The sequence below is a fragment of the Muricoccus harenae genome, from assembly GCF_009848505.1.
GTDB classification, from domain to species: domain Bacteria; phylum Pseudomonadota; class Alphaproteobacteria; order Acetobacterales; family Acetobacteraceae; genus Roseomonas; species Roseomonas harenae.
Genome location: NZ_WWDL01000049.1, coordinates 1 through 24,881, shown reverse-complemented (window position 1 = coordinate 24,881; position 24,881 = coordinate 1). Strand labels below are relative to the sequence as shown.

Annotated in this window: 26 protein-coding genes; 6 read left to right on the top strand and 20 right to left on the bottom strand. The window is 69.4% G+C overall.

The genetic code is table 11. The features are described from left to right. Positions 1-202 precede the first annotated feature (202 nt). The 4 genes from GSE44_RS23445 to metX are packed head-to-tail and all read right to left on the bottom strand — an operon-like array spanning position 203 to position 2,766. Entirely contained in the window at positions 203-604 is a 402-nt protein-coding gene (locus GSE44_RS23445) for a WYL domain-containing protein (protein WP_159351252.1), read from the bottom strand. Between the two features lie 41 nt (positions 605-645). Continuing rightward, positions 646-963 (bottom strand): hypothetical protein, encoded by a 318-nt coding sequence (locus GSE44_RS23440; RefSeq protein WP_159351251.1) that lies wholly within the window; start codon positions 961-963, stop codon positions 646-648. Between the two features lies 1 nt (position 964). Next, entirely contained in the window at positions 965-1,567 is a 603-nt protein-coding gene (gene metW, locus GSE44_RS23435) for a methionine biosynthesis protein MetW (RefSeq protein WP_159351256.1), read from the bottom strand. Between the two features lie 47 nt (positions 1,568-1,614). Continuing rightward, a complete protein-coding gene (gene metX, locus GSE44_RS23430) occupies positions 1,615-2,766 on the bottom strand; it encodes a homoserine O-acetyltransferase MetX (protein ID WP_159351250.1) in 1,152 nt (383 codons plus the stop codon). A gap of 213 nt (positions 2,767-2,979) precedes the next feature. On the opposite strand from metX, the gene GSE44_RS23425 reads away from it, so the two are divergent. The 3 genes from GSE44_RS23425 to GSE44_RS23415 all read left to right on the top strand — a co-directional run bounded on the left by GSE44_RS23425 (position 2,980) and on the right by GSE44_RS23415 (position 5,899). Next, entirely contained in the window at positions 2,980-3,840 is an 861-nt protein-coding gene (locus tag GSE44_RS23425) for a chorismate mutase (protein WP_159351249.1), read from the top strand. A gap of 93 nt (positions 3,841-3,933) precedes the next feature. Then, entirely contained in the window at positions 3,934-5,016 is a 1,083-nt protein-coding gene (hisC, locus tag GSE44_RS23420) for a histidinol-phosphate transaminase (protein WP_159351248.1), read from the top strand. Further along, positions 5,009-5,899: a prephenate/arogenate dehydrogenase family protein gene (locus GSE44_RS23415; protein WP_159351247.1), complete on the top strand. Its 891-nt coding sequence runs from the start codon at positions 5,009-5,011 to the stop codon at positions 5,897-5,899. The genes hisC and GSE44_RS23415 overlap by 8 nt, the downstream gene beginning before the upstream one ends. A gap of 15 nt (positions 5,900-5,914) precedes the next feature. Here the strand turns inward: GSE44_RS23415 and GSE44_RS23410 are convergent, their stop codons facing one another. Together GSE44_RS23410 and GSE44_RS23405 are read right to left on the bottom strand one after the other, a co-directional pair. Then, complete coding sequence (locus tag GSE44_RS23410; protein ID WP_159351246.1) at positions 5,915-6,295, bottom strand: hypothetical protein; 381 nt, start codon at positions 6,293-6,295, stop codon at positions 5,915-5,917. A 145-nt stretch (positions 6,296-6,440) separates the two neighbouring features. Next, a complete protein-coding gene (locus GSE44_RS23405; RefSeq protein ID WP_159351245.1) occupies positions 6,441-6,953 on the bottom strand; it encodes a pyridoxamine 5'-phosphate oxidase family protein in 513 nt (170 codons plus the stop codon). A gap of 73 nt (positions 6,954-7,026) precedes the next feature. On the opposite strand from GSE44_RS23405, the gene GSE44_RS23400 reads away from it, so the two are divergent. Both GSE44_RS23400 and GSE44_RS23395 read left to right on the top strand, forming a co-directional pair. Next, on the top strand, positions 7,027-7,848 hold the full coding sequence (locus GSE44_RS23400; protein WP_235925100.1) for an enoyl-CoA hydratase/isomerase family protein: 822 nt from the start codon (positions 7,027-7,029) through the stop codon (positions 7,846-7,848). A gap of 113 nt (positions 7,849-7,961) precedes the next feature. After that, positions 7,962-8,837, top strand: a complete 876-nt coding sequence (locus GSE44_RS23395) for a polysaccharide deacetylase family protein (RefSeq protein ID WP_159351243.1) — start codon at positions 7,962-7,964, stop codon at positions 8,835-8,837. 54 nt (positions 8,838-8,891) lie between these two features. Here the strand turns inward: GSE44_RS23395 and GSE44_RS23390 are convergent, their stop codons facing one another. The 14 genes from GSE44_RS23390 to GSE44_RS23325 form a co-directional block, all read right to left on the bottom strand. Beyond that, positions 8,892-9,956 carry an SDR family oxidoreductase gene (locus GSE44_RS23390; protein ID WP_159351242.1) on the bottom strand — a complete coding sequence of 355 codons (1,065 nt, stop codon included), beginning with the start codon at positions 9,954-9,956 and terminating at the stop codon, positions 8,892-8,894. Positions 9,957-9,976: 20 nt separating this feature from the next. After that, entirely contained in the window at positions 9,977-10,900 is a 924-nt protein-coding gene (locus tag GSE44_RS23385) for an NADP-dependent oxidoreductase (protein ID WP_201306216.1), read from the bottom strand. A 93-nt stretch (positions 10,901-10,993) separates the two neighbouring features. Continuing rightward, positions 10,994-12,010 carry an apurinic/apyrimidinic endonuclease family protein gene (locus tag GSE44_RS23380; protein WP_159351241.1) on the bottom strand — a complete coding sequence of 339 codons (1,017 nt, stop codon included), beginning with the start codon at positions 12,008-12,010 and terminating at the stop codon, positions 10,994-10,996. 39 nt (positions 12,011-12,049) lie between these two features. Next, entirely contained in the window at positions 12,050-12,307 is a 258-nt protein-coding gene (locus GSE44_RS23375; RefSeq protein ID WP_159351240.1) for a hypothetical protein, read from the bottom strand. 1 nt (position 12,308) lies between these two features. Beyond that, complete coding sequence (locus GSE44_RS23370) at positions 12,309-12,677, bottom strand: acyl-CoA thioesterase (protein WP_159351254.1); 369 nt, start codon at positions 12,675-12,677, stop codon at positions 12,309-12,311. 23 nt (positions 12,678-12,700) lie between these two features. Further along, positions 12,701-13,135, bottom strand: a complete 435-nt coding sequence (gene rbfA / locus GSE44_RS23365; protein ID WP_159351239.1) for a 30S ribosome-binding factor RbfA — start codon at positions 13,133-13,135, stop codon at positions 12,701-12,703. Positions 13,136-13,216: 81 nt separating this feature from the next. Then, on the bottom strand, positions 13,217-16,471 hold the full coding sequence (gene infB, locus GSE44_RS23360; protein WP_159351253.1) for a translation initiation factor IF-2: 3,255 nt from the start codon (positions 16,469-16,471) through the stop codon (positions 13,217-13,219). Positions 16,472-16,700: 229 nt separating this feature from the next. Beyond that, entirely contained in the window at positions 16,701-17,663 is a 963-nt protein-coding gene (locus GSE44_RS25985; RefSeq protein WP_159351238.1) for an RNA-binding protein, read from the bottom strand. Next, positions 17,644-19,368, bottom strand: a complete 1,725-nt coding sequence (gene nusA, locus GSE44_RS23350) for a transcription termination factor NusA (RefSeq protein WP_159351237.1) — start codon at positions 19,366-19,368, stop codon at positions 17,644-17,646. Before nusA ends, GSE44_RS25985 begins: the two co-directional genes overlap by 20 nt. Before the next feature lie 5 nt (positions 19,369-19,373). Then, a complete protein-coding gene (gene rimP, locus GSE44_RS23345; RefSeq protein ID WP_201306215.1) occupies positions 19,374-19,958 on the bottom strand; it encodes a ribosome maturation factor RimP in 585 nt (194 codons plus the stop codon). Positions 19,959-20,052: 94 nt separating this feature from the next. Continuing rightward, positions 20,053-20,766 (bottom strand): tRNA (guanine(46)-N(7))-methyltransferase TrmB, encoded by a 714-nt coding sequence (gene trmB / locus GSE44_RS23340; protein WP_159351235.1) that lies wholly within the window; start codon positions 20,764-20,766, stop codon positions 20,053-20,055. A 173-nt stretch (positions 20,767-20,939) separates the two neighbouring features. Next, the gene (metK, locus tag GSE44_RS23335) at positions 20,940-22,127 is read right to left on the bottom strand and encodes a methionine adenosyltransferase (protein ID WP_159351234.1); all 1,188 of its coding nucleotides are present in this window, start codon (positions 22,125-22,127) and stop codon (positions 20,940-20,942) included. Between the two features lie 100 nt (positions 22,128-22,227). Then, complete coding sequence (locus tag GSE44_RS23330; RefSeq protein WP_159351233.1) at positions 22,228-22,791, bottom strand: transposase; 564 nt, start codon at positions 22,789-22,791, stop codon at positions 22,228-22,230. A 259-nt stretch (positions 22,792-23,050) separates the two neighbouring features. Next, complete coding sequence (locus GSE44_RS23325; RefSeq protein ID WP_159351232.1) at positions 23,051-23,416, bottom strand: winged helix-turn-helix transcriptional regulator; 366 nt, start codon at positions 23,414-23,416, stop codon at positions 23,051-23,053. 138 nt (positions 23,417-23,554) lie between these two features. On the opposite strand from GSE44_RS23325, the gene GSE44_RS23320 reads away from it, so the two are divergent. Continuing rightward, a complete protein-coding gene (locus GSE44_RS23320; RefSeq protein WP_159351231.1) occupies positions 23,555-24,544 on the top strand; it encodes a zinc-dependent alcohol dehydrogenase family protein in 990 nt (329 codons plus the stop codon). Positions 24,545-24,881: the final 337 nt, after the last annotated feature.

Genomic DNA, 24,881 nt, shown 5'->3' with positions numbered 1-24,881 from the left:
AAGCTACGACGCCATTGTCGACGCATGCTGTCACGCCTGGTCCACGCTGATGAGCACGCCCGAGCAGATCGCCTCCATTACGCGCCGCCCCTGGGCGCAGGTCAAAACCTGAGGCGGTTGGTATTAGTCGCTTGAGGCCATGGACCTCGGACGCACCAACAGGTCGCGGGGTCCAGGGGCAAAGCCCCTGGGGCAACCCCGTTCACGCAATCATGCCGGCCAGGGCCTCGGCGCGGGACGGCACTTCGGCCACCGGCGCGTCGATCCCCGCGGTCCAGGCAGGGCCGCCGCGGGGGCGCGGCGCGAAATGCGCCCGCAGCGCCCGCGACCCCTCGATCCGCTCGACATCGAACATCCGCCAACCCTCACCGGGATCATCCGGGCCCCGCGCCAACCCGGCGGTCTGCCAGGTCAGCAGCCCGATCCGTCCCGTGCCCATCCGCCCGATCGCATGCGGATGCACGACGCGCCACGCACCGCCATACAGCAGCTCGAGCGCACGCCGTTCCCGCACCGCCTGCGAGAGGCGGGCGACACGGCGGCGAAGGTTCCGGGATAGGGGCGGGGACGCATCGGCGCGGAGCCCCGCAAGGGTCTGGCGCATAGACCCCATATGGGAGTTACATCTCTGATTTTAAAGCCAGATCACCGATCCAGCGCGGCGTACCAACCGGCATATTCCGTGTCCTTGGCCTTCTTCCGGTTGAGGTCCGGCGCACCATCCTCCCACCAGACCGGCCCGCGTTCCCCAAGCCCCCGCTTCGCCTGGTCCACGGCCATCCGCGCCGCTTTCAGCGCCTCCTGGTCCTCGGCCCGCATGGCCGCGCCCACGGCGCGCCGCGCCGCCATCAGCTCCTGCGTCAGCGCCTCGCGCCGCTCCGGCGCCAGGGCGGGATTGGCCATGCGCCACAGCCTCCCGCGCACCACGAAATACCGCCCGTCGGGCGTCACCGGATATTTCAAGTCAGCCCTTTCGGCTCAGGAGGAACAGCGCCTGTTCCCCGAACAAATTTGCCAGCCGGAGGCTGCGCCGCCACGGCGCCTGCAACCCGTGCTCGTCCACCGCCAGCCAGCCATCCACCGCGTAGCCGTCCTGCTCGCACAGCGCCACGAAGTCGAGGATGGTGCAGGGATGGATGTTCGGCGTCTCGTACCAGGGCCGGTTCCAGGTATCCGTATCCGGCATCCGCCCCGTGGAGAGTAGCCGCCAGCGCATCTGCCAGTGCCCGAAATTCGGGAAGGACACGATCGCATGCGTGCCGATGCGCAGCATCTGCCGCAGCACCTCCCGCGGCTTCTCCACCGCCTGCAAGGTGCGAGACAGCACCACATAGTCGAAGGCGCCGTCCGGGTAATGCGCCAAGTCCGCATCCGCATCGCCATGGATCACGGCCAGCCCCGCCGCCACGGCGCGCGTCGCCTCCGCCATGTCGATCTCGATGCCCCGCGCATCCGCGCCCTTCTCGCGCGTCAGATGCTCAATCAGTTCCCCGTCGCCGCAGCCGATGTCCAGCACCTTCGCCCCGGCCGGAATCATCTCCGCGATCAGCCGCAGATCCAGCCGCATGTTCTTCGCGACGTAGCGAATGGGCTCCTTCGGACGCATCCCCATGTTCACGCCCCCACCGCATCCGCAGCACCGCGCAGGAACCCGCCCAGCGCCGCGTGGAACTCCGGCTCGTCGAGCAGGAAGGCGTCATGCCCCTTGTCGGATGCCACCTCGATAAAGGAGGTCCGCGCCGCCGCCCGGTTCAGCGCCCGCGTCAGCGCCCGGCTCTCCGCCGTCGGGAACAGCCAGTCGGAGGAGAAGGAGGCCAGAAAGAACCGCGTCGGCGTGCCCTTGAAGGCCAGGGACAGGTCGCCCCCGCAATCCGCCGCCAGGTCGAAGTAATCCATCGCCCGCGTGATGGTCAGGTAGGAATTCGCGTCGAAGCGCTTGATGAAGGTGCTGCCCTGGTGCCGCAGGTAGCTCTCCACCGCGAAGACATCCTCGAGGAAGGTCACCGCCTTCGCGCCCTGCAGCCGGCGGCCGAACTTCCGCGTCAGCGCGCTCTCCGACAGATAGGTGATGTGCGCCACCATCCGCGCGACCGACAGCCCCTGCGCGGGAACCCGCCCCTCCCGCCAATAGGCGCCGCCGCAGAATTCCGGATCGGCATGAATGGCGGCCCGCCCCACCTCGTGGAAGGCGATATTCTGCGCCGAATGATGCGCCGCCGTCGCGATCGGCGCACAGGCAAACACGCTCTCCGGATAGGTCGCCGCCCATTGGAGCGCCTGCATCCCGCCCATCGACCCGCCGACCACCGCCAGCAGCCGCTCGATACCCAGATGCTCCACCAGCCGCTTCTGCGCCCGCACCATGTCGCGGATGGTCACGCTGGGAAAATCGATCCCCCATGGCCGCCCCAGCCCGCGCCCCTCGGCATCCGTCATCTCCTCGCGCGGGCCGGAGCTGCCCATGCAGCCGCCCAGCACATTCGCGCAGATGACGAAGAACCGGTCCGTGTCGATCGGCAGCCCCGGCCCCACCAGCTTTTCCCACCAGCCGCCCCGCCCGGTCACCGGATGAGTCTCGGCCACATACTGGTCGCCGGTCAGGGCATGGCACACCAGCACGGCATTGCTCCGCGCCGCGTCCAGCGTCCCGTAAGTCCGGTAGGCCACCGCCATCGGCGCCAGCCGCACCCCGGAATCCAGCATCAGGCCGTCCGGAAAGACGACCCGCTGGTGCTCCACGTCCGGCAGGGAGACGGCCTCGCTCATAGCCGGCAGGATTAGGAGCCCCGGGGCAGGGGGACAAGGCACGCCGTTGCAGCCCTGGTCCCCGCCCGGAACGGTGTCTCCCCCGAAGGCGGACGCACGGGGAAGCCCGGCTTCCCGGCGGATGCGCCCCGGAAGGCCGCGCCTTCGCGTACCGACCGACGCAACGCTATGCCTTGGCGCCCCGCCATCGGGGCGCTAGACCCGACGGGCCCCATGTCAGACCCCGCCCTCACCGACCCCTCCGTCGTTCAGCCGGCCGCGCTCGCCGCCGCCCGTGCCGAATTCGACTCCATCGACGATGCGGTCCATGACCTGCTGATGCGCCGGGCCGCGCTCTCCGCCCAGCTGACGGCGAATGGCATGAAGGCCAACGGCGCCAGCTTCCGCCCGGGGCGGGAGGCGATGATCCTCCGCCGCCTCTTCGCCCGGCACCACGGCCCCATGCCTCGCGCCACCGTCGCGCGCCTCTGGCGGGAGGTGATCTCCTCCTCCCTCCGGCTGCAATCCGCCTTCTCCGTCGCCACCATGGCGGGCGCCGAGCCCCTGGCCCGCGGCCATTTCGGCCTCGACACCCCGCTCCGCACCCATGCCACCCCCTCCCGCGCCCTCGCCGCCCTCTCGGCGGGCGAAGCCTCGGTCGCCATCCTTCCCTCCCCCGCGGATGGCGAGCCGCCCGAGGCCGCCTGGTGGGCCAGCCTGGACGCGCCGCGCCTGCAGGTGGTCGCCGCCCTGCCCTTCCTCATGCAGCCCGGCCAGCTCCTGCCCAGCGCCCTGGTGGTCGCCCGCTTCGGCGCCGACGCCACCCCGCGCGACCGCGGCCTGATCCGCCTGGAACGCGCGCCCAACACCTCGCGGGATGCCGTGGTCGCGGCCCTCACCGCCGCCGGCCTGCCACCCCTGCGCCTCATCCTCTCCGCCGACGGGTTGCGCGCCCTGGCGGAGGTGGAAGGCCTCGTCACCCCGGACGATCCCCGCCTCGCCTCCCTCGCCCCGCTCCGCGCCGCCGCCATCGGCGGCTATGCCGAGCCGGAGCCCGAGGAGGCCCCCAGCCCCCAGCGGCCCGAATCCGCCTGACCCAGCGCCCTTGACCCAGCGCCCTTGACCCAGCGCCCTTGACCCAGCGCCCTTGACCCAGCCCCGGGGCACCAGCCCCGAAGGATGCCCAGCATGCCCGTGATGCCCCGCCCCTCCATCCTCTCGGTCGAGCCCTATGTGGGCGGCGAATCGAAGGTCCCGGGCGTGAACCGGATCGTGAAGCTCTCCTCCAACGAAGGTCCCTTCGGCCCGCCTCCCGCCGCAATCGAGGCCATCGCCAAGGCGGCTCAGGAGGCGCACCGCTATCCGGACGGCAGCGCCAAGGGCCTGCGCGAGGCCATCGGCGCCTATCACGGGCTGGACCCCGCCCGCATCGTCGTCGGCAACGGCTCGGACGAGCTGCTGGCCCTCATCATCCTCGCCTATGGCGGCGAGGGGACCGAGCTGGTCATGTCCGCCCATGGCTTCCTGATGTACGAGCTGACCGGCCGCTGGGCCGGTTGCCAGATCATCAAGGTGCCGGAGAAGAACCTCACCACCGATGTGGACGGCCTCATCGCCGCCTGCGGCCCCCGCACCCGCCTGGTCATGCTGGCCAATCCCAACAACCCGACCGGCTCCCTCCTGCCGCAGAGCGAGGTGAACCGCCTCCGCGCCAGCCTGCGCGAGGACATCCTCCTCGTGCTCGACAGCGCCTATGCCGAATATGTCGAGGCCCCGGATTATGATCCCGGCCAGGCCCTGGTCGATGCCGGCGGCAACACGGTGATGACCCGCACCTTCAGCAAGGTCTGGGGGCTGGGCGGCATGCGCCTCGGCTGGTGCTACGCCCCGGCCGCCATTATCGATGTGCTGAACCGCGTGCGCGGCCCCTTCAACGTCTCCGCCCCCGCCATGGCCGCCGGCATCGCCGCCCTGGCCGAGCGCGACTGGGTGGCGAAGAGCGTCGCCCACAACACCGAATGGCGCGCCCGCATGACCCAGGGGCTGACGAAGCTCGGCCTCACCGTCCATCCCAGCCACGGCAACTTCCTGCTGACCGACTTTGGCAGCGCCGAGGCCGCGAAGGCCGCCGATGCCCATCTCCGCTCTCGCGGCCTGATCGTGCGCGGCGTCGGCTCCTACGCGCTGCCCACCTGCCTCCGCATCACCATCGGCACCGCCGAGGAATGCCAGATGGTGCTCGACGCCATGGCGGACCGCCCGAATGGCTGAGGAACCCCTTTTCCAGCGCCTCTGCATCATCGGGCCGGGGCTGATCGGCTCCTCCATCCTGCGCCTTGCGCAGGAACGCGGGGACATCGCCCGCACCCTCGTCGCCAGCTCCCGGCGCCCGGAAACCCTGGACCGCGTGCGCGCCCTCGGCATCGCCGATGTCATCGAGGCCGACGCGGCGAAAGCCGTCGAAGGCTGCGACGCGGTGATCCTCTGCGTTCCCGTCGGCGCCTATGCCGGCGTCATGGCCCATATCGCCCCGCATCTCGCCCCGGGCTGCATCCTCAGCGATGTCGGCTCCACCAAGGGCAGCGTGCTGCGGGACTTGACGCCGCTGGTGCCGGAAGGCGTGCACCTCATCCCCGCCCATCCTATGGCGGGCACGGAGCATTCCGGGCCGGATGCCGGCTTCGCGGAGCTGTTCAAGGGCCGCTGGTGCATCATCACCCCACCACCGGGCGCCGATCCGGAAGCGGTCGCGAAGATCCGCGCGCTGTGGGAACGCGCCGGCTCGATGATCGAGACCATGGACGCTACGACCCATGACAAGGTCGTCGCCATCGTCTCCCACCTGCCGCACCTGATTGCCTTCACCATCTGCGGCACCGCCGACGACCTGGCGCAGGAAACCCGCGAGGCCGTGCTCCGCTTCGCCGCCTCCGGCTTCCGCGACTTCACCCGCATCGCCGCCAGTGACGTCGACATGTGGCGCGACATCTTCCTCAACAACCGTGAAGCCGTGCTGGAAATGCTCGCCCGCCTCACCGAGGATGCCCAGGCCTTCGGCCGCGCGATCCGCTGGGGCGAGGCCGGCTTCATCGAGGACCGCATCCGCCGCGGCCGAAAGATCCGCCGTTCCCTCATCGAGATGAAGCAGGCCTGACACTTCCGGCGCCACCTACCTCCCGCCGCTTACCTCAGCCCAGGCCTCCTCGTACCCACCCTGCAGCGCGGTGGCCATCGTCGCCCGGTCCCGCACCATGCTCAGCGACACGGGGCTTGGCGAGGCCGGGTCCAGCGAGGTCGGGTTCAGCGAGGTCGGGTTCAGCGAGGCCGGTCTTCCCGCATCGCCGCCCGCCTCGGGAACGGCACTGCCCCGGAAGCTAACCCGGAAGCTACCCGGGGCACCGCCCGCGGCCAGCGCCGCCGCCAGCAGGCCCCGCGCCGCCTCCAGCCGCGCGCAGCGCTCTGTCACGCTCCCGTCCGCGCCCGCGGCATCCAGGAGCGCCATTCGGAAAGCGAGGCGCATCGCCCCGCAGTCGGGCTCCGATTCAGTCAAGGGAATCTCCGCACCCGCCAGGGTCATACCGGAACTCATCCCCTCCTGCCCGAAATCGTACGAGAATCGAAACGAAAAAACAGAGGGCGGGAAGCCGAAACCCCGCCCTCCATCATCCGGCCACCCCATCCTGCGGGGCGGAAGGTTACATTTTCGCGAAGGAGACCCGCTCGTTCTCACCGCCCTGGGCCGGCTTGCCCGTCACGGTCGCCTTCACATAGCCGAAGGCATGAACCAGCGTGGAGGACGGGCTGTCCCAATACTCCGCCCCGGTCATCTCCACGGCGATCAGCGCGATCGCCGGATCCTCCGCCCCATTCGGGAACCAGGCCTTCATCGGTGCGGACCACAGCTCCTTCTGCTTCGCCACGTCCCGCAGCACCCGCGCCTTGCCCGAAACCGAGACGTAGCTCTGGTTCGACGGATCGGAATAGGCGAGCAGGACACGATCGTTCCGCGAGATCTCGTCCGTCTTCTCCGTCGCGTTCTTCGAGAAGAACCACAGCGTCTTCCCATCCGCATCCAGCCCCGCCGCCCACATCGGCCGCCCGCGCAGCTCGTCGCCATCGCCATGGGTCACCAGCACGGCGGCCTTCATGTCCTTGATCATCTCGCGCACCTTGGCGCGCTGCTCATGTTCGGTCTGGGCTTCCGCCATAACCTTCTCCTTCCCTATGGGATCAGGCGAAGGAACGGCCCCAGGCCCCCCCGGTTGCCCTCAGGCCAGGGGCTTGCCCGCCCCGGGTCCCACCCCCACCCTCCGTTCCACCATGAGTCACCCGGATCTTCACCTCGCGCGCGACGCCGACATCGTCACCCTCACCATTGCCCGCGAGGCCAGGCGCAACGCCATCACCCTGCCCATGTGGCAGGCCCTGGCCGAGCATTTCGCCACCCTCTCCGCCGACGGATCGCTCCGCTGCGTCATCCTCCGCGGTGCCGGTGACAGGGCCTTCTCCGCCGGCGCCGACATCGCCGCCTTCGCGCATGAGCGCGGTACGGAGGAACGGGAGCAGGCCTATAACGACGCCCTCGTCGCCGCCTTCCTCGCCATCGAGCGCTGCGCCCATCCCACCGTCGCCGCCCTGCGCGGCTACGCCCTCGGCGGCGGCTGCGGCCTTGCCCTGATGTGTGACTTCCGCGTCGGCGGCCCTTCCACCCGCATGGGCATCCCGGCCCGCAACCTCGGCATATTCTACCCGCATGAAGGCCTGGACCCGCTGCTCCGCATCGCGGGTGAGGCGGTCGCCATGGAAATGCTCGTCGAAGGCCGCACCTACACCGGCGAGGAAGCCCTCGCCCGTGGCCTCCTCACCCGCCTCGTGCCGGACGATGCGGTGCAGTCCGAGGCCCGCGCCCTGGCCGGACGCATCGCCGAAGGCGCCCCCCTCGCCAACCGCTACCACAAGCGCGCCCTTCGGGCCCTGCGCGGCCCCCTGCCCCTCACGGAAGCGGATCGCGCGGAGATCGCCGAATTCCCGCGCACGGCGGATTTCCGGGAGGCGATCGCTGCGTTCCACGGGAAACGGAAGCCGATCTTCCAGGGGCGATGAAGGCGCCGGAGGGGTGGCCGGCATGATTCCCGCCACCTGTAGCGACTGCTCTGGCTCGTGAATTGCGAAGCCGTGCATCTCCGCCTGATCATCACGTCCACGGAACCCAGCCCATGACCCAGCCCCGGGACCGCGCGCCCTTCTCCGCCATCGTCGACCGCCCGCCGCTGAAGCTGCCCAACAACGCCCGGGTCGTGGTCTGGACCATCGTGAACCTCGAGGTCTGGGACATCGCCAACCCCATGGCCCGCCAGATCCTTCCCGCCCCCACCGGCCAGGTGCTGCTGCCCGACGTCGCCAACTGGTCCTGGCACGAATACGGGATGCGCGTCGGCTTCTGGCGCTTCCACGCCCTCTATGAGCGCCTCGGCCTCCGCCCCACCCTCTCCATCAACGCCCGCGTCTGCGACGATTATGAGCGCGTTGCCGCCGCCTGCCGCGATTCCGGCTGGGAGTTCATGGGCCATTCCTGGCAACAGGGCCCGATCCACAAGGAACCCGACCAGCGCGCGATGATCCACCGCTCCATGGATCGCCTCGAAGCCTTCACCGGCAAGCGCCCCGTCGGCTGGCTCGGCCCGGGCCTCACCCAGACGCTGGAAACCCCCGAACTCCTCGCGGAAGCCGGCGTGCAATATATCGGCGACTGGGTGTGGGACGACGAACCCTGTGAGATCACCACCACCCAGGGCCCTCTCGTCACCCTGCCCTACTCGGTGGAGCTCAACGACATCCCCACCATGATCGTGCAACACCACGAAAGCCCCTACTGGGCCACCCGCTGCAAGGACAGCCTCGACCGCCTGCACATGGAAGGCGCCGAACGCGCGAAGATCATGGCCATCGCCATCCACCCCTATATCTCCGGCCAACCCCACCGCATCCGCTACCTCGAGGAGGTCTATGACTATGCGGGCGGGAAGGAGGGCGTGGTCTTCATGAACGGGGAGGAAATCCTCGATTGGTACCGGTCGGCGAAGGCCGGCTAGACCGCTTCCGGAGGCTCTGCCTCCGGACCTCCGCCGGAAGCCCCGGCCCCCGCGTCAGCTCAGGGGCGGTATAACCTTTTCCCGGCGCAACTGGTCAAAGAGTCGGGTGAACATGTCCTCGGTATCGATGCAGGCATGGAAGCCCGCACGGCGCGCCTTGATCGTGCTGCTGATGTTGTCGAAGCCGCTGTTGAAGATGAAGTCGCCGAAGGCCCAGGAGACGAGCTGCTCATAGGGAATGGGTTGCAGCCCGTATTTCTCCGTCATCCTGGCCCAAAGCGGCCCCTTGTCGGCCATGTAGACCGTCAGCGGCGTCGGCACCGGCTCGGCCACCTCCATGCCGAAGGCGCGCGCGATCCGTGGCCACATATGCTGCCAGCGGAAATAGTCGCCGTTGGTTATGTTGTAGATCTCGTCACGCGCCGCCTCCGTCTGCCCGGCCCAGTCCGCCGCCTCGGCCAGGATCTCGGCCGATGTCACCTGATACAGGGCGCGATACGCCGCCTCCGTCCCCGGGAAGCGCAGCGGAAGGCCCAACTCCTTCGAGATCGCGGCATAGACGGCGATCACCATCGTCAGGTTCATCGGATTGCCGACCGCGAAGCCGCAGACGGCCTCCGGCCGCAGCGCCGTGAAGCTCCAGCCCTTCCCCGCGCTGCGTTCCCGCAGAAAGTCCTCCTGGTCGTAGTAGAAGTTCGGCGGCATCAGCCGCGGATCGTCCTCCCGCGCCGGCGTCTTGAACGGCCCGAGATCGGCGCCATAGGCCTTTCCGCCCTGATACAGCGTCACATGCCGCAGCCCCGGCGAAACCTCCTCCACCACATCGAGCAGGTTGCGCAGCAGGGCCAGGTTGACCGCGCTCTTCTCGGCGGCCGTCGGCTTCTCGACATAAGCGCCGAAGACGATGTGCGTGACATCGCCGATCGCCCCGATCTTCTCGCGCACATCCTCTGGCTTCAGCAGATCGACCGAGATCTCCTTGACGCCCTGCAGCCCGAGCCCCGTGCGGCGCGACAGCCCATGAATCTCCGTCTCCGCCTGCCCCGCCAGGTGGCTTGCGGCCGCGCGCCCGATAACGCCCTGCGCCCCGGCGACCAGAACCGTGCGGCGTGATGTCATGGCCCCTCTCCCGTGCCGGCTCAGCGGCTCACCCGGACGGCGATCTTGCCCCGCACATGGCCAGACATGTTGAGCCTCAACGCCTCCGCCCCTTGCTCCAGCGGGAAGACCTGCGCGATGGGAACGGTCAGCCGCCCCTCATCCGCGAAGCGGGCGAGCTGCGCGAGATCCTCCCCATTCGGCCGCACCCAGGCATAGAGCCCGCCATGCTCCGCCACCGAGGCGTCCACGATCGAGCCATGCCGCCCGGAAGGCGCCAGCACCGCTCGAGTGACATCCAGCACGCCGCCCACGAAATCGGCCACCACATCCACGCCGCCCGGCGCAAGCTGCCGGACACGCTCCGCCAGCCCCTCTCCATAGGTCACCGGCTCGATCCCGAAGGAGCGAAGGAACTCGTGGTTCTTCTCCGAGGCCGTCCCGATCACCCGGGCCCCCATGGCCCTGGCAATTTGCCCGCCCAGGATCCCCACGCCGCCCGCCGCGGCATGGATCAGCACCACTTCCCCTGCCTTCAGCCCAAGGCGCCGGAAAAGCTGATAGGCGGTCAGCCCCGCCAGCGGCAGTCCCGCCGCCTGGTCCCAGTCCAGGCTTGCCGGCTTGCGGGCCGCCGAGAGCGTCGATACCGGGATGAACTCCCCGAAGCTGCCGTCGCGGATGACGCTCTTGCGTGCATAGGCGATGACTTCGTTGCCCGGCCGGAACTCGGGTGCGTCGAACCCGACAGCCTCGACGATGCCCGAGACATCCCAGCCCGGCACGACCGGAAAGAAGGTCTCCATGATCGCATCGAGACCGCCCGCCATGATCTTCCAGTCCACCGGATTCACGGCAGCGCTGCGTACTCGGATCAGCACCTCCCCGGGCCCTGTCTTCGGCATGGGCAACTCGGCAAGCCGCAGGATCTCCGGCTCACCGTAACGATCGTAGATCATCGCCCTCATGGCACATCTCCGAGCAATCCGCCCTTCAACGGGCACATCCGCCAGAAGCTTCAAACGGATCGCGGGCGCACTGGTGCCAGCGGGATCAGCGGTTCAGCCCATGGGGAAGCAAACCATCGCGAACTCCGCGCTCGCCAGGTTCTTCTCCTTGGCCTCCACCTCAATATCGGCCCAGGCCAGGTGCCGCGCCGCCCATGCGGCATGCGGCCGGTTCCAGAGCCGTCCCGCATGGGCCCGAAGGTCCCGCGCCGACACCCCCGCCGCGATCAGCGCTGCCCGGTCCGGCAAAACCTCCGGATCCTGCCCCGCCACGAGGTCCGGCTTCGGCGCGCTGATATGGATCACCGGCCGCACCCCGCGCCAGGAATCCCGGATCACCGCGATCCGCTGGTCCTCCGGCTCCAGATATTCCCCCGTCACCACCCAGTGGTGATGCAGGTCCAGCACGATCGCCAGTTCCCCCGCCAGCGGCAGGAGATCGTCCAGCCCGTAGGATGTCTCCTCGTTCTCCACCGTCAGCAGTCCGCGCGCATCCTCTGAAAGCAGCCGTAGCCCTGCACGGAACGCCTCGATCCCCGCCGCCCGCCCACCGGCGTGCACGTTGATATGCGCCCCATTCGGATGCCACCCGCCCGCATGGCCGAGCAGCCGCATCACCTCCACATGGTATTCGATATCCGCCACCGCCGCCGCGCGCGTGCTGTCCCGCTCCGTCGCCAGCACCGTGTACTGGCCGGGATGCATCGAAAGCCGCACGCCTCCGCGCTTCGCCGCTTCCCCGGCCGGCGCCAGGCTCGTCTCCATCACCCGCCGCAGCACCGGGTCGTCATAGAGCGGCCGGATCGCCGGATGGCTGTAGGTCGGCAGCACGCTACTCGCCATCCGCATGGCCCGCTGCCCTTCCGGCAGCCGCGCCGTGCGCGCGATCTGCGCCAGAAGCGTTTCGCCATTCGTGCGCACCAGCCCGATCAGCTTCTCGATCGCCGCCTTGCGCTCCATCTTCTGCAGCGCCGTCACCGTGGTGTCGCGCAGGTTCAGCGCGCCCTGCTCCTTCACGGTCAGGGAAGGGTCGAGCCATTGGCAGACCCATGCGATGCGCGGCGTGCTCATGTGGGGAGGAACGAGCCAGGGCCGGCTTGGTTCGGCGGTTCAGCGCCTTCCCACACGGGATTGCCAGAAGCCCGCCAGCGCCCCCAGCACGGCACCGATGAGGACGGCCGTCGCGATGTCCTCAGCCTCACGCCATTCGGCCAGTGGCCCGAAAAAAGTGAGGACAAGTGCGAGGGGCCAGAGGATCAGGGCCAGGCGTCGCGCGCGTGGTCCGCCGCGCAGGATGTAGTAGGCAGCAAGGAAACTCGGCAGCCAGTAGGGCGCGTCCTTGAGAAGGACGTAGAGCGCCAGCCCCAAGCTAGCTCCCCTCCGCCGGCACTGCCCGCGGCCGCCCCTTCTCGTCCAGCGCCACGAAGGTGAAGGCCGCCTCCGTCACCCGCTCGCGCAGGTCAGAATGCCGCTCCCGCCGCCAGGCCTCTACCTGGATCCGCAGCGAGGTTCGCCCCACCGACAGGATCCGCGCATAGAGGCTCACCTCATCCCCCACATGCACCGGCAGATGAAAGGTCATCGCCTCCACGGCCACCGTCGCGCAGCGCCCCCGCGCCCGTCGGGACGCCGCATTTCCCGCCGCCAGATCCATCTGCGCCATCAGCCAGCCGCCGAAGATATCCCCGGCCGGATTGGTATCCGCCGGCATGGCGATGGTCCGGATCATAGGCGCCATCTCGGGCGGCTGGGGCGCGTTATTCACGTCTGGTCGTCGTCCTGCTTGTCCGGAACGGGCTCGGCGCGCGGCCCAAGATCCCGCGCCACCTCCGGGCGCCGCATCAGCGAATCGATATGCATCGCATAGTCGATCGCCGTATCCGCCTGGAAATGCAGCTCCGGGGCGAATTTCAGACGCACGGATCGTGCCACCTGCTTGCGCAGTTCCGGCTGGTTCTCGCGCAGTAGTGTCAGAAGCGCCTTGTCCGCCGTCGCGCCCAGGCGCGAGACGAACACCGTCATGTGCCTCAGGTCCGGAGAGGCCCGGACCTCCGTCACCGTCACCCGCGCATCCGCGAGTTCCGGATCATGCAGGTCCCCGCGCGTGAAGACGGCGGAGAGCGCGTGCCGCACCTCCTCGGCCACGCGAAGCATGCGCTGGGAGGGGGCGGCGGTATTGCTTGTGTGTTTGGGCATGGCTGAAGCCTTGAAAAGCGTCCGCCGCGCCTGGCTTTCACCGGGCGCGGCGGGATCAAACCCGAAGTCGGAAGGCGCGGATCAGTCCGCCGCCACCGTCTCCGTCTCGTAGCACTCGATCTGATCGCCGACGCGGATGTCGTTGTAGTTATGGAAGGACATGCCGCATTCGTAGCCGTTCGCGACCTCCTTCACGTCATCCTTGAAGCGACGCAGCGTGGAGAGCGTGCCCTGGTGGATCACGACGCCGTCGCGCAGCAGCCGGACGCCTGCGCCGCGCTTCACCACGCCCTCGGTCACGCGGCAGCCGGCAATGTTGCCGAGACGCTTGACCTCGAAGACCTGCAGGATCTGCGCATAGCCCAGGAACTTCTCGCGCTGGATCGGGGCGAGCTTACCCTTGACCAGCTTCTCGATGTCGTCGGCCACCTCGTAGATGATCGAGTAGTAGCGGATCTCCACGCCGTCCCGGTTCGCCATCTCCCGCGCCTGGGTGGTGGCCCGGACGTTGAAGGCGATGACAACCGCGTTGGACGCCTTAGCAAGCTGGATGTCGCTCTCGGTGATCTGGCCGACCGCCGAATGCAGCACCCGCACCCGCACCTCTTCGCGCGAAAGCTTGCCGAGGGTGACGCCGAGCGCCTCCGCCGAGCCCTGCACGTCCGCCTTGACGACGACCGCCACCTCCTTCTGCTCACCCGCCTGGATGCGGGCCAGCATGTCGTTCAGCGTGCCGCGCGCCGCACCCGCCGCAGCGGCCTGCTTCTCGCGCAGCTTGCGCTGACGGAACTCGGTAATCTCGCGCGCCCGGGTCTCGTCCTCGACCGCGACGAAGGTCTCGCCCGCACCCGGCACGCCGGACAGGCCGAGGATCTCCACCGGCTCGGAAGGCTCCGCGCCCGTGAGCTGGATGCCCATGTCGTCGATGATGGCGCGCACGCGACCCCATTCGGCGCCCGCCACCACGATGTCGCCCTGGTTCAGCGTGCCCTTCTGCACGAGAACGGTCGCCACCGGGCCGCGGCCCTTGTCGAGCTTGCTCTCGATCACCGTGCCCTCGGCCGCCCGGTTCGGGTTGGCCTTCAGGTCCAGGATCTCGGCCTGGAGGATGATCGCCTCCAGCAGCTTGTCGAGGTTCGTGCCCTTGGTCGCGGAGACCTGGATCTCCTGCACGTCGCCGCCCAGGGATTCCACCACGACCTCGTGCTGCAGCAGCTCCTGCCGCACGCGGTCGAGGTTCACCCCCTGCTTGTCGATCTTGTTCACCGCCACGATCAGCGGAACGCTGGCCGCCTGGGCGTGCTTAATCGCCTCGACGGTCTGCGGCATCACGCCGTCATCGGCGGCCACCACAAGCACCACCATGTCCGTCACCGACGCACCGCGGGCACGCATGGCCGTGAAGGCCTCGTGGCCCGGGGTGTCGATGAAGGTCACGCGGTCGCCGGACGGGATCTGGATCATGTAGGCGCCGATATGCTGGGTGATGCCACCCGCCTCGCGGCCCGCCACATCCGTCTTCCGCAGCGCGTCCAGCAGGCTGGTCTTGCCGTGGTCGACATGGCCCATGATGGTCACGACCGGCGGGCGCGGCTCCAGCGCCTCCTCGGTATCCACCTCGCCCTCAAGGCCCTGCTCCACGTCGCTCTCGGACACGCGGCGCACGCGGTGACCGAACTCGGTCGCCACCAGCTCCGCCGTGTCGGCGTCGATCGACTGGGTGATGGTCGCCATCACGCCCATGCGGAACAGCGCCTTCACCACCTCGCCGGCGCGGGCCGCCATACGGTTGGCCAGCTCCTGCACGGTGATGACGTCGGGGATGATCACGTCGCGGACGACACGCTCCTGGCCGGAGCGCAGCCGCGCCAGCTCCGCCTGGCGCCGCTCGCGCTCACGCGCACGCCGCACCGAGGCGAGGCTGCGCCCGCGGTCGTCATCACCCTCGATCGCCGCCTGAACGTCGATGCGGCCTTCGCGCTTCCGGTCGGCCGGGTTCATGCCCTTCTTGGCAGGGGCCGGCACCGGCTTGCGCGCGGCGAGCGGGGAAGGCCCGCCCAGGCGCCGCGGCGGCGGACGACGGTTCTCGTCCTCCATGCTGCCGGGCGTCGGACCTTCGCCGGGACCACGCGGACGCAGGGAAAGCTTCGCGGCGCCACCGGCCGGAATGTTGCTCGGCACCGGGCCGGGCCGGCGCGCCGCCAGCGGGGCACCAGACCCGCCGCCATGGCCACCGGGACCACCCGCACGCGGGCCGTAACCACCGGCACCACCGGCCGGACGCGGGGCATAGCCACCGCGATCCCCGCCGGGACCACCCGCCGGGCGCGGCGCGTAGCCGCGATCCCCACCGGGGCCGCCGGCCGGACGCGGCGCATAGCCACCACGATCGCCGCCGGGGCCACCCGCCGGGCGCGGCGCGTAGCCACGATCCCCACCGGGGCCGCCAGCCGGACGCGCGGCATAGCCGCGATCGCCGCCGGGACCACCTGAGGGACGCGGCGCATAACCGCGATCCCCACCCGGGCCACCAGCCGGGCGCGGCGCATTGCCACGGTCACCACCGCGGTCGTCACGGCCGGCATAGCCGCCACGATCCCCGCCCCGGTCGCTGGGGCCGCGGTCGTTGCTACGGTCGCCGTCACGCCCCTGATAGGGCGCACGGGCGGGCGGCGCGGCACGAGGCGCTCCGTCCTGCTGGGCCGGCGCCGGGCGCGCGGCCACGGGGGCCGGGCGCGGGGCTGGCGCGGCGGGCTGCTCGCGCGGAGCGGGCTCGGGCTCGGGCGCGTGCTTCGCCTCCTCGGCGGCCCGGCGGGCCTCCTCGGCGGCCTGGCGACGCGCCTCGGCGGCACGCTCGGCGGCCTCCTCGGCAGCGCGGCGCTCATCCTCGGCGCGGCGCGCAGCCTCCTCGGCGGCGGAACGCACCATCAGCGCCTGCTGCTCACGCTCCTGACGCTGCCGCTCCGCCTCCTGGCGGCGCATCTCCTCCAGCACGCGCAGGCGGTTGGCCTGCTCGCCCTGGGTCAGCGGACGGCCGGGCGCCGGGGCGGGGCCACCGGCACGGGGACCACCCGCGCGCGGCGGACCTCCGGCACGGGGGCCACCCGCCTGCGGCGGGCCAGCCGGGCGCGCCGGGGCAGCACCCGCCGGCGCGGGTGCGCCACCCGGGCCGCCGGCCCGCTTCTTCACCACCTCGACCTGCACGGTCTTGCTGCGGCCATGGCTAAAGGACTGGCGCACGCTGCCAGCCTGCTCGGTCTTGCCGAGTTCCATCCGCCCGCCGGGCCGGAGCGAAAGCCGCCCCTTGCCCTGATCCTGTCCGTTCTCGTCGCTCATCTGTCCGCCCGAATTCGAGCCGTTCGCATCAAGCTTGCTGTCAGCCACACCGATCTCCAAGGCGCCCCCGGGGGGCAACCCCTGGGCACCGGCCGCGCCATTTAGGCCGGCCCATCATCTCTATCGCGCCATCAGGGGCGCGCATCCTTCGGGTCGCGCCTGGGGCGCGGTCCCATGGGGCGGGCGGATCGCATCCCCGCGCCCCGTCGCCATCCGGCCGACTAGCGGCTCATTGCTCTTGCGTCACTGGCACGGCCGGCTCCCCTCCGCGCCGAGGGCGCGTTCCCTGCCTGCCGCCCTTTCGGGACGCCGGGCCTTGGCCAGCCCGGGAGACATTCTCCCGGGAGGCCCCGTCATGGCCGCCCGCATTCGGGCGACCCGCCTTGCCCGCCCCTGCGGGGCGAGCCAATTCCGCACGATGTGGCGATGCCGGAGCCGCGGCGCCAGAACCCTTCCGGTTCCCGCCCCTGCCCCGCCCGCCGCCAGCGCGCGCATCCTCTTCGCCGGTTCCGGTCTGCATGAGGCCGTTGAGCCGCGTGGCCTCCCGAAGGATGCCCTCGGCCAGCCGGCCCGGCGCCACCGCCACATGCACCGCGTGATCGCGCCCGAACACCGAACCCAGCTCCGACGCCTCCAGCACAGAGACGATGGGAACCCCATGGCTTCCCACCAGCCTCGCGCGCTCAGGGGCGCTTCCATCCGCCGCCTCAACCAGCAGGGCGGCGCGCCCGGCCTGAAGCCATTCGCGCGCCTGCTGGAAGCCCACCACGGCCTGCCCCGCGCGCCGCGCAAGGCCGACCTGGTCCCGGATGCGCCGCCGCAACCCGTCGACGATCGTCGCGCGAAGGTCGGGGATGGGGTGTACCGGGCCGCGGGCCGCCTTCATGAAGGCGCCGCGGGTCAGGGCGCGTTCTAGCACATCGCCGCGCGCACTCAACCACATTCCCCGCCCGGGCATGCGCCCGGCGAGGTCCGGCACCAGGACACGGTCCGGGCCGAGCACGAAGCGGATCATCGCCTCCTTGGGCAAGGATTCCCGCGTCACCACACAGCGGCGAAGCGGGCCCTTCTCCTCGGGGTCGGGCAGGCCAGGGGCCTCCCCGCCAACCGGGGCGGCCTGGCCGGGTGTGCCGGCAGCCTCCTCGGGAGCAGAGTCCTGTTCGGGATGGGGATCAGGCCCGGGCGTCGCCATTCTCCTTGTCGTCAGCGGCGACAGCAGGCTCCTCGCCCGCCATCTCGTCGGCGGGCACCTCGTCCGGCGTCTCGTCGCCTTCGTCCAGGGCCTCCTCGTCGACCTCAGCAGCAGCCGCGTCAGCAGCAGCCGCGTCAGCAGCAGCCTGGGCCGCCTCGGCGGCAGCGGTCTCGGCAGCCGCCTGCTCCTCGGCGCCGAACCAGCCAGCGCGCTGACGGGCCGCCATGATGATGGCGTTGGCCGTTTCCTCGTCGACGCTGTCCTCGCCGAGGATCTCGATCAGCTCGTCGGCGGCCAGGTCGCCCAGGTCATCGAGCGTCTTCACGCCCTTCTCACCCAGCGCGACCATCATGGCCGGGGTGAAGCCGCCGGTCTCGCCGACCTTGTCGTCCACGCCCAACTCGCGGCGCTTCTCGTCGAGCTCCTGGTCACGGCGCTCCAGGCTCGCCTGAGCACGGCGCTTCAGCTCGGCGGCAACGTTCTCGTCGAAGCCCTCGATGGAGGCGAGTTCCTCATCTTCCGTCTCGACGATCTCCTCGAGCGAACCGAAGCCTTCGGTCACCAGCAGGCCGGCGATCACGTCATCCACGTCCAACCCCTCGACGAAGAGGCCGGAGCGCTTGCGGAAGTCCTCCTGGCGGCGCTCCGATTCCTCGGCCTCGGTCAGGATGTCCACGTCGTAACGGGTCAGCTGCGAGGCGAGGCGCACGTTCTGGCCGCGGCGGCCGATGGCCAGCGAAAGCTGGTCGTCCGGCACCACCACCTCGACGCGGCGGCCCTCGTCGTCCAGCACCACCTTGCTCACCTCGGCCGGGGCCAGGGCATTCACGATGAAGGTCGGCGTATCCGAGGACCAGGGGATGATGTCGATCTTCTCGCCCTGCAGCTCGGCCACCACCGCCTGCACGCGCGAGCCGCGCATGCCGACGCAGGCGCCGACCGGATCGATGCTGCTGTCGCGCGAGATCACCGCCATCTTGGCGCGCGAGCCCGGGTCGCGGGCCACCGCCTTGATCTCGATGATGCCGTCGTAGATCTCGGGCACTTCCTGGGCGAAGAGCTTCGCGAGGAAGCCCGGATGCGTGCGGGAGAGGAAGATCTGCGGCCCGCGCTGCTCCTCGCGCACGTCATAGATGTACGCGCGCACGCGGTCGCCATTGCGGAAAGCCTCGCGCGGGATGGTCTCGTCGCGGCGCAGCAGCGCCTCGGCGCGCCCGAGATCGACCATCAGGTTTCCGTATTCGGTCCGCTTCACCACGCCGTTGATGATCTCGCCAACGCGGTCCTTGTACTCGTCGAACTGCTTGCGGCGCTCGACCTCGCGCACGCGTTGCACGATCACCTGCTTGGCGGTCTGGGCGGCGATGCGGCCGAAATCGATCGGCGGCAGCGGATCGACGATGAACTCGCCCACCGCGATGCCCGGCTTGATCTTCACCGCGATGCGGTGGGGGATCTGCGTTGCCTCGTTCTCGACCGGCTCCTGCTCCACCACCTCGGTCCAGCGGGAGAGTCGGACCTCGCCGTTCTTGCGGTCGATGGTGGCGCGGATGTCCTTTTCCTGGCCGTACTTGGCGCGGCCGGCCTTGGACATGGCCTGCTCCATCGCCTCGAGCACTTCCTCGCGCTCGATCATCTTCTCGCGGGCGACGGCGTCGGCGACCTGGAGAAGCTCGGGGCGGGCGATTGCGACGTCCACGGCCATGGGTCTCAGTTCCTCTCGGAAGGTGGGCGCCAGCGCCTGGGGGCCTTCTTGGGGGCCGCCTCGGCATCGGCGTCGTCAGTTTCGGGCTGGGCAGTGGCCGCGATCAGCTCATCGGTCAGCACCAGCTTGGCGCGGCGGATGTTACCGCGCGACAGGGTCACTTCCTCGCCCTCGTCCAGCTTCAGGCGCACCTCGTTCTCGTCGGCCGAGAGGATGCGGCCACGGAAGCGGCGGCGGCCCTCATGCGGGACGACCATCTCCACCGTTGCCACCTGGCTGGCGAAGCGCACCCAATCCTTGGTGCGGGTCAGCGGCCGGTCGATGCCGGCGGAGGAGACTTCCAGGTTCCAGAGGCCCGGGAAGGGATCGTCCACGTCGAGCACGGCGCCGACGGCGTGGCTGATGGCCTCGCAATCCTTGACGCCGATGAGGCTACCATCGGCGCGGTCGGCCATGACCTGGACGGTCGGGCGCTCTTTGCCCTGGATCTGCACGCGCACGAGCTCATAGCCCATCTGGCCGAGCGTCGGCGCGATGGCGGCTGCGATGCGGGCCTCGAGGCCCTCGTGCTGAGGAAGGTCGTCGCTCAAAAACGAAAAAAGGCGGCCCGCGAAGGCCACCCCCCTAATACGGCGGATTGTCTTGGGCTCTCATATAGCGGGGCAGTGGGCGGGGGACAAGGGTTTAGCGGCGGCGCCAGACCCACCAGCGGGGGGTGCGGCCCTCGCGCAGGGCCTTGGCCTCGTAGCGGGTGCGGGGCCAGGCCTCGGGGTGGGTGGTGTGGTGTTCCGCCAGGTCGAAGAAATCCTGCGCGCCCATCACCTCGTCGACCCAGGATTGATAGGTGGGATCGTCGCTGGCGATGCGCCACTCGGCGCCGGGGCGGAGCTTCTGCGCAAGCAGGGGGAGCAGGGCGGGGTGAACGAAGCGGCGCTTGCTGTGCCGGGCCTTGGGCCAGGGGTCGGGGAACATCAGGAACAGGCGGCCCAGCGATCCGTCCGGCAGGGCGGCGAGGAGGTGGCGGGCGTCGCGGGGCCAGAGGCGGAGGCTGGGGGGGAGAGGGGCGGTTGCTTCCTCGCCCTCGGGGATGAGGTGGGTGAGGAGGGAGCAGAGGCCGTTCTCGAAAACCTCGGAGGCGATGAGGGCCACGCGGGGATTCTTCTCCGCGATTTCGAGGGCGTGCTCGCCGCCGCCGAAGCCGACCTCGAGCCAGAGGGACTCGGCTTCCATGGGGAAGCTGTCGCGGGGGGACTCGGGGGTGGCGAGGGTGATGCGGGGGAGGGTCTCGTCCAGCAGGCGCTGCTGGCGGGGGCGCAGGGGGTGGCCGCGGCGCCGGCCGTAGAGGCGGTCCGGGATGCCCTCGGCGGGCGGGGGCTGGCGGGTGGTGTCGTAGGCCATGGGGGCACCCGGAATGGGGGAAGGGCCGCCTCGCAGGGGGTGCGGGGCGGCCCTCAGGGACTGTGGGGAGCAGTCCGTCCGGCCCAGCTTAGGGGGGCGAGGGCCGGCCGGGTTGGGGGTGCCCGGTGAGAGGCACCCTACGTTAATGAGAACAAAACGTCAACAAATTGTTCTCAGCGGTTGAAGGCGCGCTTCAGCTCCGCGGCGAGGTCCGTGCGTTCCCAGGTGAAGGTGCCCTTCTCCGCGTCCGGCGTGCGGCCGAAATGGCCGTAGGTGGAGGTGGGGACGTAGATGGGGCGGTTGAGGTGCAGGTGCTCGCGGATGCCGCGGGGGGAGAGGTTCACCATGTCGGAGACGGTGCGGGTGAGCTTCGCCTCGTCCACGTCGTGGCCGGTGCCGTGCAGGTCGAAATAGACCGAGAGGGGCTTAGCGACTCCGATGGCGTAGCTGACCTGGAGGGTGCAGCGATCGGCCAGGCCGGCGGCGACGACGTTCTTGGCGACGTAGCGGGCGGCGTAGGCGGCCGAGCGGTCGACCTTCGTGGGGTCCTTGCCGGAGAAGGCGCCGCCGCCGTGGGGGGCCGCGCCGCCATAGGTGTCCACGATGATCTTGCGGCCGGTGAGGCCGCAGTCGCCGTCCGGGCCGCCGATGACGAAGGTGCCGGTGGGGTTGACGTAGATTTCGTCGGCGGAGGGCATCCAGCCGGGGGGGAGCGAGGTTTCGATGAAGGGCAGGACGAGGGCCTTCACGTCTTCCTGCGACATGCCTTCCTGGTGCTGGGTGGAGACCACGACGGAGGTGGCGCCGACGGGCTTGCCATCGACGTAGCGGAGCGTGACCTGGGACTTGGCGTCCGGCAGGAGGCCCTTGGCGCTGATGTCCTCGTTCCGGCGGGCTTCGTTCATCCGGCGGAGGATCAGGTGGGCGTAGTAGAGGGGGGCCGGCATCAGCTCGGGCGTTTCGCGGCAGGCGTAGCCGAACATGATGCCCTGGTCGCCGGCGCCTTCATCCTTGTTGCCGGCGGCGTCCACGCCCTGCGCGATATGCGCGGACTGGGCGTGGAGGTGGCATTCGACATGGGCGTTGCGCCAGGAGAAGCCTTCCTGGTCGTAGCCGATGTCGCGCACGGCCATGCGCGCCTGGTGCATCAGGAGATCGGCCGTGATGTCGCCGGGGCCGCGGGTTTCACCGGCGATGATGATGCGGTTCGTCGTCACCAAGGTTTCACACGCGACGCGCGCGTAAGGATCAGCTTCCAGGAAGGTGTCGAGCACCGTGTCCGAGATGCGGTCCGCCACCTTATCGGGGTGGCCCTCGGAAACGGATTCCGAGGTGAAAAGGTACTCGCCCTTGTCGCGCATGGCGTGATTCGGCCTCTTGTCGCGTGGATGGAAGCCGGGACCCGGGGTTCCGGGCGGCGCGGTGGTTTCGCAAAGGCGAGATGGGGGGTCAAGGCGCTGCTCATGACGGCATGAGGCAGGCTGGAATGCGGCGGCGGCCGCCTGCTGTCTTCAAGAGGCGGCGGCAGGTGCGGAGGAGGGGGATCGCGGCGCGGGTGAGCGGGCGATTCAGGACCGATTGCACCACGCGATGGACGAGTTCGGACAAATCCGGATCGGGGAGCATCCAGGAGGGGCCGGGCAAGGCGTTTCGCATGCCGACACGGCGCGCGAGGGTGAGGGCGGGGATGCCGAGGATGCGGTAGGTGCGGCGGTGGGCGGCCGCGACCCAATCGGCGATGGATTTCAGGTATTTCGGGGCGCGGCGCTTCGCGACGAGGGCAAGGAGGCGGGACCAGACGCCCATGCGGGCCCAGCGGCGGAACTGGCGGTGCAGCGTATCCGTGCGGGTGTGGGGGCTGCGGAAGCTAGACCAGGGGATGGTGGTGGTGACGAACTGGAAGATGGCGTCCAGCCGCGCGCGCGGATTGGCGATGGGGCGGCCGGCGCCGGTGAGGGGGAGGTGGGGGGCGAGGGCTGCCCACTCGGCGTCGGTGAGGGGGGACCAGGGGCGGGAGTGGGGCATGGGGTGGGCTCCCTGGCAGGTGGCTCTCCGTGAGTGGAGAGAGACCCAAAAGTCAATGCTAATATTCCTATCAACGGAGCTTGCTAGCTCAACAGCCCTGCACACCCGCTCCAAGGTGTCCGTGACGGGCATGCTCGAAACACGCGGGGGGATCAGAAGTCCGCTTCGCGCCCATGGCGGTCATCCGAGTTTCCCATGCGCTTTCCGGAAAGCAAACGTGGTCGCCTGTGGACCCGTGTCGTTTGCCACGAGAGCAGGATTACGCCGCCTCGTTCGATTGAGGACGTAATCCTCGTCGCTGAAGCCAACGAGCGCCCCAGTCGTTCATCTGCATCAGGATGGGAGCAATGGACCGCCCCTCCTCGGTCAAGGCGTACTCCACCTTCGGCGGCACCACCGCATAGACGGTTCGCGTGATGAAGCAGTCGTCCTCGAGTTCACGCAGCTGCTTCGTCAGCAGTCGCGGCGTGCAGCCGGGAAGGTGGCGATGCAACTCGTTGAACCGCATCGTGCCGTTCACGGTCAGGTAGTAGAGGATCACGCCCTTCCAGCGACCATTGATGAGGTTGAGGGTGGCGACGATCGCACAGGGGGGTGCTTCGTCGTAGCTTCGGCGCTTCGGCATAAGCCTCCATACTACCCTTTAGGGTAGTATGGGTATTTTTTTGTAGTATTCCCTCTACCGGCGCATGTTCCTAGGTAAGCGCCAACGCCCGGGATTACCCGACCGGCAGCCCACGACATCTTCCTGAAAGGAACAGATATGACCAAAGTGGTCCGCATCCATGAGTACGGCGACGCCAGCGTTCTGAAGATCGAGGACATCGAGGTTCCGCCTCCCGCCGCCGACGAGGTCCAGATCGCCGTCCGCAGCATCGGGCTGAACCGCGCCGAGGTGATGTTCCGCAATCATGCCTACCTGCAGGAAGCCGTGTTCCCGAGCCGTCTCGGCTATGAGGCGTCCGGCGTGGTCCAGGCCGTCGGCGTCGCCGTGACCGGCTTCCAGCTGGGTGATGCGGTCAGCCTCATCCCGCCCGACGACATTGCCCGCTGGGGCACCTACGGCGAGGTGGCCAATGTTCCGGCCCGCAGCTTGGTCAAGCACCCGCAAAACCTGAGCTTCGAGGAGGCCGCCGCCTCCTGGATGCAGTACGTCACGGCCTGGGGCGCCCTGGTCGAGCAGGCCAAGTTGAAGAGCGGAGACTTCGTCATCGTTACCGCGGCGTCCAGCAGCGTGGGCCTGGCGGCCTTCCAGATCGCCCGCATGGTGGGTGCCACCGTCATCGCGACCACGCGGACCAGCGCCAAGAAGCAGGCGCTGCTGGAGGCGGGCGCCCACCACGTGGTCGCCACCCAGGAAGAGGACCTCGTCGCCCGCGTCATGGAGATCACCGGCGGCAAGGGTGCCCGGGTCGTGCTCGATCCGGTCGGCGGCCCGTCCTTCGAGCCGCTGACCCAGAGCATGGCGCGCGGTGGCATCCTGCTGGAGTACGGCGCGCTCAGCCCCGAGCCGACGCCGTTCCCGCTGTTCACGGTGCTGGGCAAATCGCTGACCCTGAAGGGCTATCTTTACAGCGAGATCATCTCCGACGACGTTCTCCTTCAGCGCGCGAAGGACTTTATCAGTGAGGGCCTGCGCTCGGGCCAGTTGAAGCCGGTCGTGTCCAAGGTCTTCAAGCTGGACGATATCCAGGAGGCGCATCGCTACCTGGAATCGAACGAACAGATCGGCAAGATCGTCGTCAACGTGTGAGCGGCATAGCGCCTGCCAGAGGAAACGGCCTGGGTGGCGAGCCATTCAGGCCGGTCAGGCAGCGTGCCCAGTCCAACCGGAGCGGAGGCTGTCTCTGCAGGCGCCTCGGGATGAAGACAGTTAGATTGAGGCGGTCCTTGCGTCCGCTATCGCATGCCTCCTTCCGGGAAGCAGCCTGGCCGCTCTCGGCCAAGATATGACCTCTCGCTACTAGTGTCCCGAATCTGAAGTTCGCCCTGTTTCAGCGGATGGTGGGGTGCTTCGGACGCAGAAGCGCTTGATGCTGGCGAGGATGTCGTCGGCGGACTTGGTCCAGCGGAAGGGCTTCGGGTCGGCA